The 14,357-nt window shown below is 49.7% G+C and carries 13 protein-coding genes and 1 pseudogene; 10 read left to right on the plus strand and 4 right to left on the minus strand.

Going from position 1 to position 14,357, the window contains the following annotated elements; genetic code table 11:
• Positions 1-4 precede the first annotated feature (4 nt).
• The 4 genes from ABEB26_RS20090 (at position 5) to rnc (ending at position 3,495) form a co-directional block, all read left to right on the plus strand.
• Complete coding sequence (locus ABEB26_RS20090) at positions 5-871, plus strand: restriction endonuclease (RefSeq protein ID WP_345723847.1); 867 nt, start codon at positions 5-7, stop codon at positions 869-871.
• Positions 872-891: 20 nt separating this feature from the next.
• A complete protein-coding gene (gene ribH / locus ABEB26_RS20095; protein ID WP_345723848.1) occupies positions 892-1,353 on the plus strand; it encodes a 6,7-dimethyl-8-ribityllumazine synthase in 462 nt (153 codons plus the stop codon).
• A 125-nt stretch (positions 1,354-1,478) separates the two neighbouring features.
• The gene (gene fabF / locus ABEB26_RS20100) at positions 1,479-2,720 is read left to right on the plus strand and encodes a beta-ketoacyl-ACP synthase II (RefSeq protein WP_345723849.1); all 1,242 of its coding nucleotides are present in this window, start codon (positions 1,479-1,481) and stop codon (positions 2,718-2,720) included.
• A gap of 64 nt (positions 2,721-2,784) precedes the next feature.
• Positions 2,785-3,495 carry a ribonuclease III gene (rnc, locus tag ABEB26_RS20105; RefSeq protein ID WP_345723850.1) on the plus strand — a complete coding sequence of 237 codons (711 nt, stop codon included), beginning with the start codon at positions 2,785-2,787 and terminating at the stop codon, positions 3,493-3,495.
• Positions 3,496-3,533: 38 nt separating this feature from the next.
• On the opposite strand, the gene ABEB26_RS20110 is transcribed toward rnc, so the two are convergent.
• The 3 genes from ABEB26_RS20110 to ABEB26_RS20120 are packed head-to-tail and all read right to left on the minus strand — an operon-like array spanning position 3,534 to position 5,313.
• Entirely contained in the window at positions 3,534-4,022 is a 489-nt protein-coding gene (locus ABEB26_RS20110; protein ID WP_345723851.1) for a hypothetical protein, read from the minus strand.
• 2 nt (positions 4,023-4,024) lie between these two features.
• Positions 4,025-4,705 (minus strand): hypothetical protein, encoded by a 681-nt coding sequence (locus tag ABEB26_RS20115; protein ID WP_345723852.1) that lies wholly within the window; start codon positions 4,703-4,705, stop codon positions 4,025-4,027.
• The gene (locus ABEB26_RS20120; RefSeq protein WP_345723853.1) at positions 4,702-5,313 is read right to left on the minus strand and encodes an RNA polymerase sigma factor; all 612 of its coding nucleotides are present in this window, start codon (positions 5,311-5,313) and stop codon (positions 4,702-4,704) included. Before ABEB26_RS20120 ends, ABEB26_RS20115 begins: the two co-directional genes overlap by 4 nt.
• A gap of 94 nt (positions 5,314-5,407) precedes the next feature.
• Here ABEB26_RS20120 and ABEB26_RS20125 point away from each other — a divergent pair, with 94 nt between their 5' ends.
• From ABEB26_RS20125 to ABEB26_RS20140, 4 genes are read left to right on the plus strand one after another with little or no spacing between them, the layout of a single operon-like run.
• Positions 5,408-6,208, plus strand: a complete 801-nt coding sequence (locus ABEB26_RS20125; RefSeq protein ID WP_345723854.1) for an HAD-IIA family hydrolase — start codon at positions 5,408-5,410, stop codon at positions 6,206-6,208.
• A gap of 3 nt (positions 6,209-6,211) precedes the next feature.
• Entirely contained in the window at positions 6,212-7,165 is a 954-nt protein-coding gene (locus ABEB26_RS20130) for a glycosyltransferase family 2 protein (protein ID WP_345723856.1), read from the plus strand.
• A gap of 4 nt (positions 7,166-7,169) precedes the next feature.
• Complete coding sequence (locus ABEB26_RS20135; RefSeq protein WP_345723857.1) at positions 7,170-8,399, plus strand: alpha/beta hydrolase; 1,230 nt, start codon at positions 7,170-7,172, stop codon at positions 8,397-8,399.
• Positions 8,372-9,952 carry a polysaccharide deacetylase family protein gene (locus tag ABEB26_RS20140; RefSeq protein ID WP_345723858.1) on the plus strand — a complete coding sequence of 527 codons (1,581 nt, stop codon included), beginning with the start codon at positions 8,372-8,374 and terminating at the stop codon, positions 9,950-9,952. Before ABEB26_RS20135 ends, ABEB26_RS20140 begins: the two co-directional genes overlap by 28 nt.
• Here the strand turns inward: ABEB26_RS20140 and ABEB26_RS20145 are convergent.
• Positions 9,949-10,365: a SpoIIAA family protein gene (locus ABEB26_RS20145; protein WP_345723859.1), complete on the minus strand. Its 417-nt coding sequence runs from the start codon at positions 10,363-10,365 to the stop codon at positions 9,949-9,951. The genes ABEB26_RS20140 and ABEB26_RS20145 overlap by 4 nt on opposite strands.
• A 197-nt stretch (positions 10,366-10,562) precedes the next feature.
• Here ABEB26_RS20145 and ABEB26_RS20150 point away from each other — a divergent pair, with 197 nt between their 5' ends.
• Both ABEB26_RS20150 and ABEB26_RS20155 read left to right on the plus strand, forming a co-directional pair.
• A complete protein-coding gene (locus ABEB26_RS20150) occupies positions 10,563-12,956 on the plus strand; it encodes an ATP-binding protein (protein WP_345723860.1) in 2,394 nt (797 codons plus the stop codon).
• A gap of 323 nt (positions 12,957-13,279) precedes the next feature.
• Positions 13,280-14,357: pseudogene (locus tag ABEB26_RS20155) on the plus strand (hypothetical protein); the annotation flags it as partial.

Below are 14,357 nucleotides of genomic sequence, written 5' to 3' on the forward strand. Positions count from 1 at the left end.
TGCAATGGCAACTCCCGTATCTCAAGAAACCAAAACTGATCTGAAAGACACGAAGCCTCAAGCTCCGGCAGTTCCGTTGCTATGGCGGCAGTTGTGGATCGCTGGCTTGCTAACTGGCTTGGTCTGGTGTTTGGTAATTTTTGCCCCTTTCTCCTACATGATTTATTTGGCTGGGGTGATTCCAATTGGTGGTGGGATTTATCTGGGTCGCAAGATTCAGGGCCGTGCCTTGGTGCATGGGGTGATTTTTTCGCTAATTGCCAGCGCCACGGCCTTGCTGCTTGGCTCGATTTTAGTCTTTACCCTGAGCGCCAAACCAGCTTTGAACGACCCTAGCCAGCCTGCACCGACCGCTCAAGGCAACTTCTTGACCTTGGCGATGATGGTTGGTATGACCTTGCTGCCCTTCCCTGCCTATGGTACGGTGATGGCGCGGCGTGGCCAAGAACGTACCCAAGCCATGCGTGATGAAATGAGTGCTCGTGGTGGTCAACTTGAACGCCCAGGCCGCGTCGTGAGTATCGAAGACCTCGAATCGTTGCCGTTGCCAAAATTTGGCTCATGGGTCGCCCAATTGTTTCGTAACAATAACTTCAAACTCAAAAACTACAAATTCAATAAAGATGTGATCGATCTCTATCTTGAGCGCAACGAAACCGCTGAGCTTTGGCTGGTGCGCTGTACGATCAGCGAATCGCTCAAACCTGGCCAAGTCCAAGAGTTGTATCAAGACTTGCGTGATAACCCAGAGTGGCACAAAGGCGTAATCGTCACCTCGTTGAAGGTGCAAGATGGTGCACGCAAATCAGCGAAATCGCGGCCAAATGTCGAGGTGCTTGATGGCGAAACCTTGCTGGAGATCAACGGTTAATTTGGTTTTGAGGAATGGGCATGAATGTGATTGAAGGAAATTTGATCGGTACAGGCCTGCGAGTAGCGATTGTGATTGCCCGCTGGAATGATTTTATCGGCGGAAATTTGCTCGAAGGCGCGGTCAACACACTCAAACGCCATGGGGTTAGCGATGATGATATTAGCGTTGCATGGTGTCCTGGCTCGTATGAGATTCCGCTAGTGGTAAAGAAGATTGCTGAGCGTGCTCAACACGATGCAATTATTACCCTTGGGGCAGTCATTCGCGGCGCAACCTCGCATTATGAAGTGGTGGTCAATGCTGTTTCCAGTGGCGTGACCAAAGTCATGCATGATACCGGAATTCCAGTATTGTTGGGTGTGCTGACCACCGACACAATTGAGCAAGCGATCGAACGGGCTGGCACTAAGGCTGGCAACAAAGGCTCAGAGTGTGCAGTTGCCGCGATTGAAATGGCCAATTTGCTCAAACAACTCTAGCTTGAACATGGGTTTTTGAAACTGACGTGAGAGGTCAACCAAATGTGCTGGTTGGCCTCTCGGTATGTTTAGGTAGTTGCTGCTATAATGGTGCGGCACTTTGCTATGCACTAGGAGGTTTTGCTATGAATCGACGTGTCGTCGTCACAGGATTGGGCGCGATTAGCCCATTGGGCCTCGACGTGCCATCTTTGTGGGAGGGCATTGTCCAAGCACGTTCGGCGGTTGGGCGAATTACCCAATTCGATCCAACAAAGTTTAGTGCTCAGATTGCCGCAGAAGTCCATGGCTTTGATGCTGCTAACTATATGGATAAAAAAGAGGCACGGCGCAACTCGCGCTTTGTGCATTTTGCAGTAGCAGCAGCCAAAGAAGCCTTACGTAGCGCCGATTTCACTATTACCGACGAAAATGCTGATGATGTAGGGGTCATCATTGGCTGTGGCGTTGGTGGTCTCGATAATTTTACAACCTATCTGCGGGTGATGGATGCCAAGGGTCCTGACCGAATCACGCCATTTTTGATTCCAATGATGATTGTGGATATGGCAGGCGGGGTTGTGGCAATTGAAATTGGCGCACGTGGCCCGAATTTCTGTCCAGTTTCGGCCTGTGCAACTTCAGGTAATGCGATCGGCGAAGCCTGGCATGTGATTCGACGTGGCGAGGCTAAAGTTATTTTAGCTGGTGGTACGGAAGCAGCAATTACCGAAATTGGGATCGGTGCCTTTGCTAGTGCCCGAGCACTCTCGACCCGCAACGATGATCCAGCCACGGCCTCACGTCCTTTCGATAAAGATCGCGATGGCTTTGTGATGGGCGAAGGTTCAGGGGTTTTAGTGCTTGAAGATTATGAGCATGCGGTCAGTCGTGGTGCAACCATTTTGGCCGAATTGGTCGGCTATGGAGTTAGCACCGATGCCTATCATATCACCATGCCCGCTGAAGATGGCTCGGGCGCGGTCAAGGCCATGCGCATGGCCTTGCGTCAAGCAGGCTTAGAGCCACACGAATTGGGCTATTTGAACGCCCATGGCACTTCAACTCCAGTTAATGATCGGACCGAAACTTTAGCGGTTAAAAAAGTGTTTGGTGATTACACCGCCAAACTGCCAATTAGCTCGAACAAATCGCAAATTGGCCATACCCTCGGGGCTGGTGGCGCAATTGAAGCCGTGATTGGCATTTGCGCGATGCGCGAAGGCCTGCTCCCCGCCACGATCAACTATCATACTCCCGACCCTGAGTGCGAGATCGATTGTGTGCCAAATACACCACGGCCTGCCCAATTCTCCAGCTTTATGAGCAATTCATTTGGTTTTGGTGGACATAACGTTAGTCTGTTGTTCAAGGCTTTTGAAGCCTAAAAACCCTCGCAAGCTAGGTAGATTCTTGGGATCTGCCTAGCTTGCTTAGCTTAACATTGCTGCTATGGATTTAAACAAACTACAAGCTGAACTAGGTTACACATTCAACGACTTAACCTTTTTGCGGGCTGCATTGCTGCATCGTTCGTATGTGCACGAACACCCTGAAGCTGGCTCAGAATCGAACGAACGCCTAGAATTTTTGGGCGACGCTCTTTTAAATTTTATTTGTGGCTCTTTTTTATTTCACGAGTTTCCTGAGCTTGGCGAAGGCGATTTAACGAAAACTCGCGCGATGTTGGTGCAAACCCGAACCTTAGCTGGTTTGGCGCGGCGTTTCAATTTGGGCAGTTATGTGCAAATTAGCCGTGGCGAGGAACGTGCCAAAGCACGCGAACGCGATAATTTGTTGGCCGATGCCTTTGAGGCCTTGTTGGCGGCAATCGCGCTTGATGGTGGTTGGGAAGCCGCGCGTAATTTTGTCTTGCCTTTGCTGAAGTCGGTCAAGGCTAGTGGAGTGCAAAACCAAGATTACAAAACCGATTTGCAACAATATGTCCAAGGCCGAATCAACCTAACTCCTAGTTACCGCGAAGTTAACGTAACTGGCCCCGACCATGAACGGACGTGGACAATTGAGGTTTGGGCGGGTGATGCGCTGTTGGGAGTTGGGGTCGGAACTTCAAAAACTATGGCTTCGCAGGCGGCGGCGCGGGCTGCGCTGGAAGCACTTACTAGTGAATCATCTGCATTACAACTGCCTGAACAACGCTAATCTGAGGCTGGCCAGCACCAGCCTCAAACTTCTGCCACTTAGCGATTAATCCGTTTGATCAATAAACCCATGCCAAAAGCAACGCTCAAGCCACCTGCGGCCACGCTCACATACCACCAATTGTTCTCAGACGGCGGCGCAGGTTGGACGGTAATGCGATAAACCTCGCCTTCGATTGTGCCAAACGGCATTGGTTTAATTGAAATTTCCCATTCGCCGGCGCTTGGTAATTGCAATATGGCTTGAAAATGGCCAACCTCGCCAACTTGTTGCCCCCAAACCTGCTGAAACTCTTTGCTAGTTGCATGCTCTGCCGTCAGTAATGGCTTAATAGGCTGGTCGCCGATGCCATTGGTTGGTTTTGTCCCATGTTGCAACACGCTAAATTCGAGCTGAAATGGCTGGCCTGCAATAATTGTATCGGGCAGTTTGGTGATTGGTGTCGTTGCCCAACCGCCAGCTTTGCTGATGCTGAGCAATCCAAATTGTAACCCGACGAGACAAACGAAGATTAATAAACGGCGCATACCTATTCTCCTTGGCTAAACGATTCGGCTAAATCGCGCATTGTGGCTAAATCGCTGGTGGTTTCCAACCGATACGTGTGATCTTGATCAGTCCAAATCAGGCTAGCGGTATTGCTCAAGTTGCTGGTTTGGTAGTTTTGGCCTGTGCTTGGGTTGAAGAAGGTTAATTCGCGCTGGCCTTGGAGCCAAATCGCTGCATGTTCATGGACTTGGGTATGCCTGACGTTAGCCAGCGCAAGAATTGTTTTGCTGGCCCATGCCTGCGAATCCAGCAGATCAAGCGTGATTGTTTGGCCTTGGCTGAACCAAATTAAGCGCTGAACATGCGGATATGGCTCTAATTGCAAAATCTGATCGGGCGAACCTAGCAATGGGCTAGTTGGTAATCTACCAGAGTTGGTTGGTAGGCTGGTGGTTTGGGCTAGGGTGGGCAGGGGCAAGCTAGTGGAAGAATCTACGCCAATTAAGATGGTGCCAACTTGCAGCCAACGCCCAACCTGTGCCCGTACCGCCGGAATGCTTATACTTGATATAATTAATAAAACTAGTGCCCAGCCCAAGCGTTTAGGCCAAACCGCTCGTCGTACATGCTTGATTTGTAAATTAGGTGTTGGCGGATAGGGAAAGGCCTGAGCTTGCTCGCGCAAGGTTTCTTCAGGATATGACTCTGGTGGATGGTTCATGCGCAACGCTCCGTCCGCAACTCGGGAAATTCGCCATCAACAACTTCCCTCAAACGCACCAATGCTCGATGCAAACGCGATTTGACTGTGCCTTGGGCAATACCAAGCGCTTGGGCGGTTTCTTGTTCGCTTAATTCCAAAAAATAGCGTAAGTAAATCACCTCTTGCTCGCGCTGAGCTAGCCGACTGATCGCCTGCCAAAGCTGGGTTGCTTCCCAAGCTGGGCCGGTGGTTTCGTTGAATTCGCTAAATTCTGGCTGCTGGGTTGCGAGCCGTTGCAAAGCTCGCAGATAGCGGCGCAGCGAACGGCGATAATTGCGAGCCAAATTGGCAGTAATTTGCAACAGCCATGGTTTCAACGGTCGCGATTGATCAAATTGATGCTGCATGCGCAGTGCTCGCATAAGCGTTTCCTGAGCTAAATCTTCGGCAATCGTCGCATCGCCCACCATGAGATAGGCCAAGCGAAAGATCGCCGTTTGATGGGCGAGAATGTGGGTTGCCCATGCTTGGGCGATATCAGCGTGTGGCGCTTGCTCCACGGCAACTCCTGATTGAGTGGCTTTGATATGTTCTACACCGCTCAGATCAAATTGGTTCCATGTCATATTTCATAATCTTTAGATCGCAGTATGAACGTGTTGGCAATCCGTGGCAGTGGTACAATCGGGAGAAGTTATTTTTTTATGGGGATTTTTCGGCATGCTCAATCTCAAGCAGCTCAAGCTTGTTTTGCTCGATATGGATGGGGTGCTGCATCGCGGCGGGGAGATTTTACCAGGTGCGGCGGAATTGACGACTGTGCTTGATCGCTTAGGCTTAGGCTATGCCTGTTTGACCAATAATTCATCGCAATTACCTGCTACCTTCGCCTACCATCTGCACGATTTGGGGGTTGCGATTGCGGCTGAGCATGTGATCACCTCATCAACTGCCACAGCCACGCTGTTGCGCAGGCGCTACCCACAAGGCACGCGCTTGCTAGCAATCGGCATGGATGGGATTCAGTCGTCGTTATTTGCTGATGGCTATTTTGTGTCAGCCGAAACTGATGTAGCAGCGGTGGTGGTTGGGGTCGATTTCAACTTGACTTATGCCCGTTTAAAAACTGCAACCCTCGCCTTACGCGCGGGCGCAGCCTTTATCGCCACCAACAGCGACCGCACGTTTCCTGCGCCTGAGGGCTTGATTCCTGGGGCTGGCTCGATTGTGGCGGCTTTGGCAGCTGCCAGCGATTGTACGCCCGAAGTGATTGGCAAGCCTGAACCAGCCATGTTCGAAGCGGCTTTGCAATTATTTGGGGTAACCGCCGAGCAAACCTTGATGGTCGGCGATCGTTTGGATACTGATATTGCGGGAGCACAACGCGTCGGAATTGCCACAGCCTTTGTCGGCAGCGGCGTGCATAGCATGCAACAAGCTCAAGTGTGGGAGCCAAGAATCGATCTATTGGCTGATGATTTGGCAGGTATTTTGAGCTTGCTCAGGGCTGGGCGGGAGTAGGCCATGCATCCAATTCCAGTGATTATTGTTTCCTACAATACCCGTAATTTGTTGCGCGAATGTTTGGCAAGTTTGGCCTTGAGCAGCCTACCAACCCAAGCGATTGTGGTCGATAATGCTTCGCATGATGGCAGCGTTGCCATGGTTCAAACTGAATTCCCCCAAGCCCATGTGATCGAATCAGGGGCTAATTTAGGCTTTGCTAAGGCCAATAATCTTGGTATTCGTCAGGCCTTGCTTGGGCAACCAAATTATTTGTTGTTGCTCAACCCCGATGCCCAACTGACTAGCGGAGCCTTGGAAACACTCGTAGCCTTCTTGGAGCAACATTCGCGGGTGGGGATGGTTGCGCCACGCTTGTTGTACCCCGATGGCTCGTTTCAAGCAGCAGCCTTTCGTTTCCCAACCTTGCTGATGAATCTGTTTGATCTCTATCCGCCGCGTGGGCGGGGCTTTGGGCGGCTCTACAATCACCCGCTCAACGGGCGCTATCCACAGGATGGTGGCGATGAAGCCTTTGCAATTGACCATCCCTTGGGCGCTGCAATGTTGGTGCGAGCCGAAACCTTGGCCGAAGTTGGTCTTTTGAATGAAGATTTTTGGCTGTATGCCGAAGAAGTTGAGCTGTGCTGGCGAATTCGCCAAGCAGGCTGGGCAATTTGGCAAGAACCACAAGCAACCGTCATTCATTATGGTGGGGCTAGCTCCAGCCAATTTCGGGTACGCTCGTTTTTGGCCTTGCAACAAGCCCGATCACAATTTTTTGGTTTGGCCTATAGTCAGCGTTTCAATCGTTGGCATCGCCGTTTAATGACATTTGCAGGCCTGCAACGTAGCTTGGCGGCTGCTTGGCAATGGCAAAAACAGACGATCGATCAAGCTGAATTACGCCGCCGAACTTGGGCGTGGGCTAAAGTACGCGAAGTCATCCAATCTTCCAATCAACCAAAGGATTAAATGTATGCAGCGATTTATGAGTTTATTCTTGATTTGTGCGCTTCTGGCAAGTTGCGGTGGGGCGGCGGTCAGCTATGATCCGAGCCAACCAATCACCAGTTTTAATCTGTTGCGCGAGCAATTAGCAAAAACCACCGATCAAGCCGACCAACTTAAATTAATCAACGATTTTAATGCGGTGTTTCCAACCAGCCCCTTGACCCAAGGCGATCAGGCCTTGTTTATGGTCGAAAAAGATGCTCCACGTATGGAATTATCCAGCGATCTGACCAATTGGTTTCAGACAACTTCGATGCAACGACTTGGCTCAACCAACTGGTGGGGCTTGGTGCAAACGATCAGTTCAACCGCGCGGATCGATTATCGCTTTGGGGTTGGCGGTGGTGGCGGTTTGATGAACGACCCGCGTAATCCAACCTTGGTGCCAAGCAGCATGGGCATGAATTCAGAATTGCGCATGCCCGAATATCTCACGCCAACCGAAATTATTTCGCGCAGCGACGTGCCCAAGGGTACGCTAGAAGATTTGGGTGATTATTACACTGACATTAGCAAAACTACCCATCGTTTGCATGTCTATCTGCCGGCTAATTACGATCCAGCTAAGCAATATCCGAGTGTTTATTTTCAAGATGGCGATGATTACCAAAATTATGCCTTTACGCCAACGATTTTAGATAATGCGATTGCTGATCAGATTTTGCCGCCGTTGATTGCGATTTTCGTCAAGCCCAGCCGTGAGCAAGGCCGCCAACGCGATTATGATCTCAACGATGCCTATAGCGAATTTTTCGCCACCGAATTGGTGAGCATGATCGACGAAAAATACAGCACAATCAACGATCCTAAACAACGGGTAGTGGTTGGCGATTCATATGGCGGCTTGATTTCGCTGTATTTGGCCTTACAATATCCTGAGGTATTTGGCGGTGTGGTCAATCAATCGGGCTTTGTTTCACGCCAAAATGGCCGCTTGCTGACGCTCATGTCAATTCAGCCGCCAGTCAATGCGCGGATTGTGACCGTAGTGGGCACATATGAGACATGTATTGGCGGACCAGTCACTGGCGATGAATGTAATTTTCTTGAAGGCAATCGAACCTTGCGCGATATTCTGCTTGGGGCTGGGGTGCAACTCAACTACGCTGAATATCCTCAAGGTCATGCTTGGGCCTTTTGGCGCGACCACATCGATCGAGAGGTTGCATGGGCTTTAGATTGGCAAAAACCCTAAGAGTTTGGTTGGGTTTGTTGATGGTTTTTGTGCCGTTGTTGCTGCCTCAAAGCACAGCGGCACGGATTATTTTAGCCGAAGATCGAGCCTTTGATCAGCTATGGCAAAGCACCGATGGTCAGCGTCGCAACGAGCAATCGTGGCTGTGGGGGCCGCAGCGTTTGTGGCAAACCCAAGAGCGCTATGCCGAAAGTCCGCGTGAGTTGCGTTGGGTGCGCTACTATGCCAAAGCTCGCATGGAAATTAGTGATCCTAAGCTTTCAGCCAAATCGCCGTGGTATATCACCAATGGTTTGTTGGTGGTTGAGTTGGTAACCGGGCGCTTGCAAATTGGCAACGAGGCTTGGCGTAAGCAATGTGCAGATGGTATTTGTGGCTCGGAGCAAGCAGTTGCTGGGGATGCAGTGACGGCCAATCGTGCGCCACGTTACCGTGATTGGGCTGAATTTTTGACTTTGAATGGCTCGACCGGAGCCGATTTGCGTGGTCAGCCCGTAACCAATTGGCTAACTCACGAAGCCGAAGGCGGGCAAGTTTGGTCTGATTCTCGTTTGGCTGAGCGCTACCCCGAAACCAGTGGCAGCCATCGCGACGAAATAACTGGCCAAACTGTGCCAGCCATGATGTGGAATTATGTGCAGACCCAAGCCCGTGACGCATTATATGTGTTTGGACGGCCAATTAGCCCAGCCTTTTGGACCCAAGCATTGGTTGATGGAGTTGAGCGTGAAGTGCTGGTGCAACTGTTTGAGCGCCGCACATTAACCTACACCCCGAGCAATCCGCTTGGTTGGCAAGTTGAGATGGGCAATGTCGGCCAACATGGCTTGGAATGGCGCTATGGCTTGCGGCCATGGGACTATCAACCATTGCATGTGACCATGTTGACCTACCACTACATTTCGGCAAATCCCAATCCGGCTGATCGGTTACGCGAAAGCTTATCGGTAGCGCCAGCCGAATTTAAACGCCAGCTCGAATATTTACAAACCCATAATTTTCATGTGGTAAGTTTGGATCAGGTGTTGGCGGCGCAACGCGGCGAGCAGAGTTTGCCCGAACATCCAGTTGTCATAACGCTTGATGATGGCTATCGCGATTTGTACGAGCAGGCTTTTCCGATTGCTCAAAGCCTGAATCTGCCGATCACTGCTTATATTCCTTCGGCCTTGGTTGGCGAGCCAGCTTATGTCAGTTGGCAGCAATTGCAAGAGCTAAGTCAATCGCCGTTGGTCACAATTGGCTCACATACGCGGGTGCACGCCGATTTAGGTATGCTTGATCGTGAGTCGCAGTGGATTGAAATTGCTCATAGTAAGCGTGAGTTAGAAGCACATTTGGGGATTGCGATTGAGCATTTTTGCTACCCCTATGGTCGCTACAATGCCCTGACCATGGAGCTAGTGCGCGAGGCGGGCTATCGCAGCGCTACGACCACCCGCCAAACCACCGATACTGCCAACGATGATCCCTTGATTTGGAATCGGATCACGATTTCTGGCCAAGATTCATTTGAGGATTTTGTGGCCAAACTCGAAGGTAGCCAAGATTAATTGGCATTGGCTTGGCGCAGCCATTGGCGTGCGGCCTGCTCATCGCTGAAGACTTGCACCGCTTGGCTATTACCGGTTAAGCCAATAATCAAATTGGCAATCACCCGACTTAAGGTTGAATCGACTAACAGCGCTACAATTGTGGCGCTGTTGCGGGTGGCTGGCTGCATATAAAAACGGCGAACCTCACGTGAGATTGGCAAGGCCTCGCGTAGATCAAGCAAGCGTGGCCGCCGAATGCTGCCCGCCAACATATCGACTGCTGCTAGGTTCTCCTCGGCATCTTCAACCGTTTCTTGAATCCCAGGCCGAATTTTGATCACAATGATCCCATCACCCTCAAGGGTGATAATTGAACTACGGGTTGTGTATGAATGTGGTATAAGCACCATGGTCTTTGTTATCACTGACATAGGCTAACCTATTTTACCCTATCCCACCCTAGCATAGCATATTTGCTGCGCCATTTGGGGGAATTTTATGGGTGATTTGGCAAAGCACACCATTTAAAAAATAGCCCGATTGAGGGACATGAATCAACCTTGCTAACAAGCGAATGAATCATTACAGTAAAGCTTTACTGCACTTTTCGCGGTGATGAGGTTTTAGTATGCCATTATTACCATCACAACTCCCCCAATATGCCACGCGCCTGATTGGTCGCACCCGTGCCCGCACGTTGGTGATCGACCTGTTGCTCGATGCTCAAGCGCGGTTGGTGACATTATATGGCCAAAGTGGTGCTGGCAAAACGCGGCTAAGTTTGGAAGTTGCTGAGCAGGTGGGCGAAATTTTTCGTGATGGACGCTATTTTGTGGCGCTCGCTCCTGTTTCGCAAGCTCAGTTTGTATTGCCAACGATTGCCGCAACTTTAGGCGTTGAAGAATCTCAGCATGAAGCAATTTTAGATTCGTTAGTTTTAGCCTTAGCCGATAAGCAAATTCTATTAATTCTTGATAATTTTGAGCAAGTTGCTGGAGCCGCCAGCGAACTGTTGGAGTTGTTGCAACGTGCGCCTGGAGTAACTTGTTTGGTCACAAGCCAACAGGCGCTCGAAGTGGCTGGCGAAACTGCGATTATGGTTCCAGCCTTGCAATATCCTGAGGTTGGCGAAGATTATCAGCTTGAAGATTTAGAGCAACATAGCGCAATCGGCTTATTTGTTGATCGGATGCGCACGCGCCAGCCACGTTTTCGTTTGAGCGCCGATAATGCTGGTGCTTTGGTCGATATTTGTCGCTTGGTGCAGGGTCTGCCCTTGGCGATTGAGTTAATCGCGGCCCATAGTGCTTCGCTGACCCCCCAAGATTTGCTATTTTTCGTGCGCAATCATCTTTCCATGGCGGCTTTGAATCCGAAACAATCGGCGCGGCAAGCGATTATCAAGCCAGTGCTGACTTGGAGTGTGAGTATGCTGCCAGCCGATGCTAAAGATATTTTTGCTCAATTAGGTGTGTTTGCTGGTGGTGCAACCGTCGAAACGATCAAACAAGTTGGCTTAGTTGAAACCATGCCCTTTGAATCGAGCCTGAATGCCTTGATTGATCGCCATTTATTGCAAACTGAACAATTGCCAGGCCAAAAACCCCGTTTTATTATGATTGATGCAGTGCGTGAATATGCCCTAGAGCAATTGCAAAAAACTGGCCGTTTATATTATTTGCAAGAGCGCCATGCTATTTATTATCAAGGTTTGAGCGAAACGGTGCATCAAAATATTCGTGGGGCCGATGGTGCTAAATGGATCGAACAATTACGTGGTGAGATTCATAATATTCGCCAAGCCATGGTTTGGTCGCTTGAAAGCAGCGATGGCTTGATTGCCCAGCGAATTGCTGGTAATTTGTATTTTTATTGGTATCGTACCAGTGCGTATCGCGAGGCCGTGGCATGGCTCGAACAAACCTATCAACATTCGAATCGCAGCGATTTAAGTGCAATTGCCCGAATTGCAACTGGTTTAGGTGGTTTATTAATTAGTTTGATTCGTTTTAGTGAAGCTGAGTATTATTTAATCGAAGCGCGGCGTTTGTGGCAAGAGCTTGGCTTACCGCACGATGAAATTAGCGCAATTGGGAATTTGGCAGTCTTGTATGGCACGCTTGGCCGTTTGCACGATTCGCAATTGGCGTTTGAAGCAGCCTTGGCTTTAGCACGCAAGGTAGGTAATCAACAACGTGAAGTTTTGATGCTGCATAATCTTGGTACGGTGGCCCAAGAACGCAATCAATTAGCTACCGCCCAAGCCTATTTTGAGCAAGCGCTTGCACTCAAACAACAGATTAATCAAACATGGGATATGTTTCTGACCCAAATTAATCTCGGTTTGGTCGCGGTTGATCAAGGGCGTTATGCTGAGGCTGAGCAATGGTTTGAGCAAGCGTTTATCAATGCCTATGCAATCGGCGATCACGATAGTTTGGCTTATATTCGCTATGCAAGAGGGATCGCAGCAGTTGAACAAGCCGATTATGCGCAGGCTGAATTGCACTTTCATGAGTCAGAGCGAGGCTGGCGTGCCGTTGGCAATCCAGAAGGAGTTCAGCGTAGTTGGCTTGAGCAAGTTGCAGTATTAATTACAATAGCTGATTATATTCAAGCTAGCGAATATTTACAAAAGCTTGAGCCAATTGAGGAACTCAGCCAAGAATTACAATTACGTTATACGATTTTAGCAACCCGTTTAGCAATTGCAATCGATGATCAGGTTGCGATGCAAAGCTATGGTCAACGTATGCTGGCAACTGCATTAGCCAGCGAATTACGGCGTTTTGATCTGACGATTTTGCAGCATAGTGCGGCAGTCCTAGTATCAACCCAACCAACACTGGCGGCTCAACTTTTAGCAACCGCCGAGCAGATTCGGGTTGTGCGTGGTTTGCACCAAAGTGTAGCCGAGCAACAATGGCTCGCCCAAACCAATTTGCTCCAGCTTGTACCAACCGCAGCTCTGGATTTAACCACAGCTTTGCAAGCGGCCCAGGCTGAATTGGCTGCAAAATAACTCCTACAATGAGTATTTCAAACCCGCCATTGGCGGGTTTTTGTTTTGTCAATGGAAAAAGAAACTGCTAGTTGACGTAAAATAATGTCCATTTTAATAAATATTTAGATTACTGTGATCTATAGAATCTAAAATTTTAATGAATTCCTGCATGAAAGCATGAAAATAGCCTGAACTGAAAGTCCTAGTACCGCGCTAAAAAAGATGTTGCGATATTCACACATAATAAAAACAAATCTCCACCTTGATTAACGATACGGCTATATTATGATACATAGGTCATTGTTTTTGTAGTACTTGTATCTATTATTGAGGATGCTTTTATGAAGCAATGTGTTGTTTGGTTCGCTGTGTTGCTGGTGGCCGTGCTTGGCGTGCCTTTTAGCGTTTGGGCTGCAACCCCGCGTCAAACTCCTACCAAAGCACCGCTGGCGGTTCAAGCTACTGTGCGAGTTGTGGAATCGGTTCCTGTGGCGGCTCCGGCGGTGGCAGTAACGGCAACTGCGGTTACCTGCGATCCACTGACCACCCGCTCGTTATATGGCTGGTTCACCTCGAACACGACCGGCTCGGTTTACAATAGCTCATACACATGTGCGTTTGAGGTAGGGATTGCCGCATACAGCATGTTTGATGATCGGATTGGCAACCAACAATTGTTTGACTACACCATGTATACCGTGGCTCCACGTCAAACCATCAACTTGAATGTAAAAATTCCTGATTGCAAAGCCCAACTGGATATCTTCCGTGGGCCAGTCTTGCACTCGTTGGTGGGCCAGCGCTATGGCGAACGCTTGCTCTCGACCCGCTTCCCCAATACAACCCTTTGTGCTCCACCAGTTGAAGAAGTTTGTAGCCAAGGCCAAATCAGCCGCTTGAGTGGCGTGAGCAACAATCAATTGGTAACTGGAGTTTTGAATATTCAAGCTGAAGTTACTGGCGCATTGCCGCAAAAAGTTGAGTTTGGCTTGACTGGTGCCCAAACCACTAACTATATCGATGTCAACACACCCTACTATTTCATGGGCAATAACGGTAGTCAGCCCAATGGTTGGGATTCTAGCACCAAGCCCGAAGGCGATTATCGCTTGAGCGCGACCTATGTTGGTTTATTTGGTGAATCGTTAGCAATTCGCTGTGAACCTGTGGCAGTTAATTTCAGCATTCGCCGTAGCACGCCAACCACGGAACCAACGGCGACCAACACACCGTTGCCGACCGCAACCAATACACCGTTGCCAACGGCAACCAACACACCGTTGCCAACGGCGACCAACACACCGTTGCCAACGGCGACCAACACACCGTTGCCAACGGCGACCAACACACCGTTGCCAACGGCGACCAACACACCGTTGCCAACGGCGACCAACACACCGTTGCCAACGGCGACCAACA

Source organism: Herpetosiphon gulosus (genome assembly GCF_039545135.1).
GTDB classification, from domain to species: Bacteria; Chloroflexota; Chloroflexia; order Chloroflexales; family Herpetosiphonaceae; genus Herpetosiphon; species Herpetosiphon gulosus.

Excerpts from the sequence above, each read along its gene's own strand:
- ABEB26_RS20115 (WP_345723852.1), bottom strand. The coding sequence starts at position 4,705 with ATGAACCATCCACCAGAGTCATATCCTGAAGAAACCTTGCGCGAGCAA.
- ABEB26_RS20135 (WP_345723857.1), top strand. The coding sequence starts at position 7,170 with ATGCAGCGATTTATGAGTTTATTCTTGATTTGTGCGCTTCTGGCAAGT.
- ABEB26_RS20125 (WP_345723854.1), top strand. The coding sequence starts at position 5,408 with ATGCTCAATCTCAAGCAGCTCAAGCTTGTTTTGCTCGATATGGATGGG.
- ribH (WP_345723848.1), top strand. The coding sequence starts at position 892 with ATGAATGTGATTGAAGGAAATTTGATCGGTACAGGCCTGCGAGTAGCG.
- rnc (WP_345723850.1), top strand. The coding sequence starts at position 2,785 with ATGGATTTAAACAAACTACAAGCTGAACTAGGTTACACATTCAACGAC.
- ABEB26_RS20120 (WP_345723853.1), bottom strand. The coding sequence starts at position 5,313 with ATGACATGGAACCAATTTGATCTGAGCGGTGTAGAACATATCAAAGCC.
- fabF (WP_345723849.1), top strand. The coding sequence starts at position 1,479 with ATGAATCGACGTGTCGTCGTCACAGGATTGGGCGCGATTAGCCCATTG.
- ABEB26_RS20110 (WP_345723851.1), bottom strand. The coding sequence starts at position 4,022 with ATGCGCCGTTTATTAATCTTCGTTTGTCTCGTCGGGTTACAATTTGGA.
- ABEB26_RS20150 (WP_345723860.1), top strand. The coding sequence starts at position 10,563 with ATGCCATTATTACCATCACAACTCCCCCAATATGCCACGCGCCTGATT.
- ABEB26_RS20145 (WP_345723859.1), bottom strand. The coding sequence starts at position 10,365 with ATGTCAGTGATAACAAAGACCATGGTGCTTATACCACATTCATACACA.
- ABEB26_RS20140 (WP_345723858.1), top strand. The coding sequence starts at position 8,372 with ATGGGCTTTAGATTGGCAAAAACCCTAAGAGTTTGGTTGGGTTTGTTG.
- ABEB26_RS20090 (WP_345723847.1), top strand. The coding sequence starts at position 5 with ATGGCAACTCCCGTATCTCAAGAAACCAAAACTGATCTGAAAGACACG.
- ABEB26_RS20130 (WP_345723856.1), top strand. The coding sequence starts at position 6,212 with ATGCATCCAATTCCAGTGATTATTGTTTCCTACAATACCCGTAATTTG.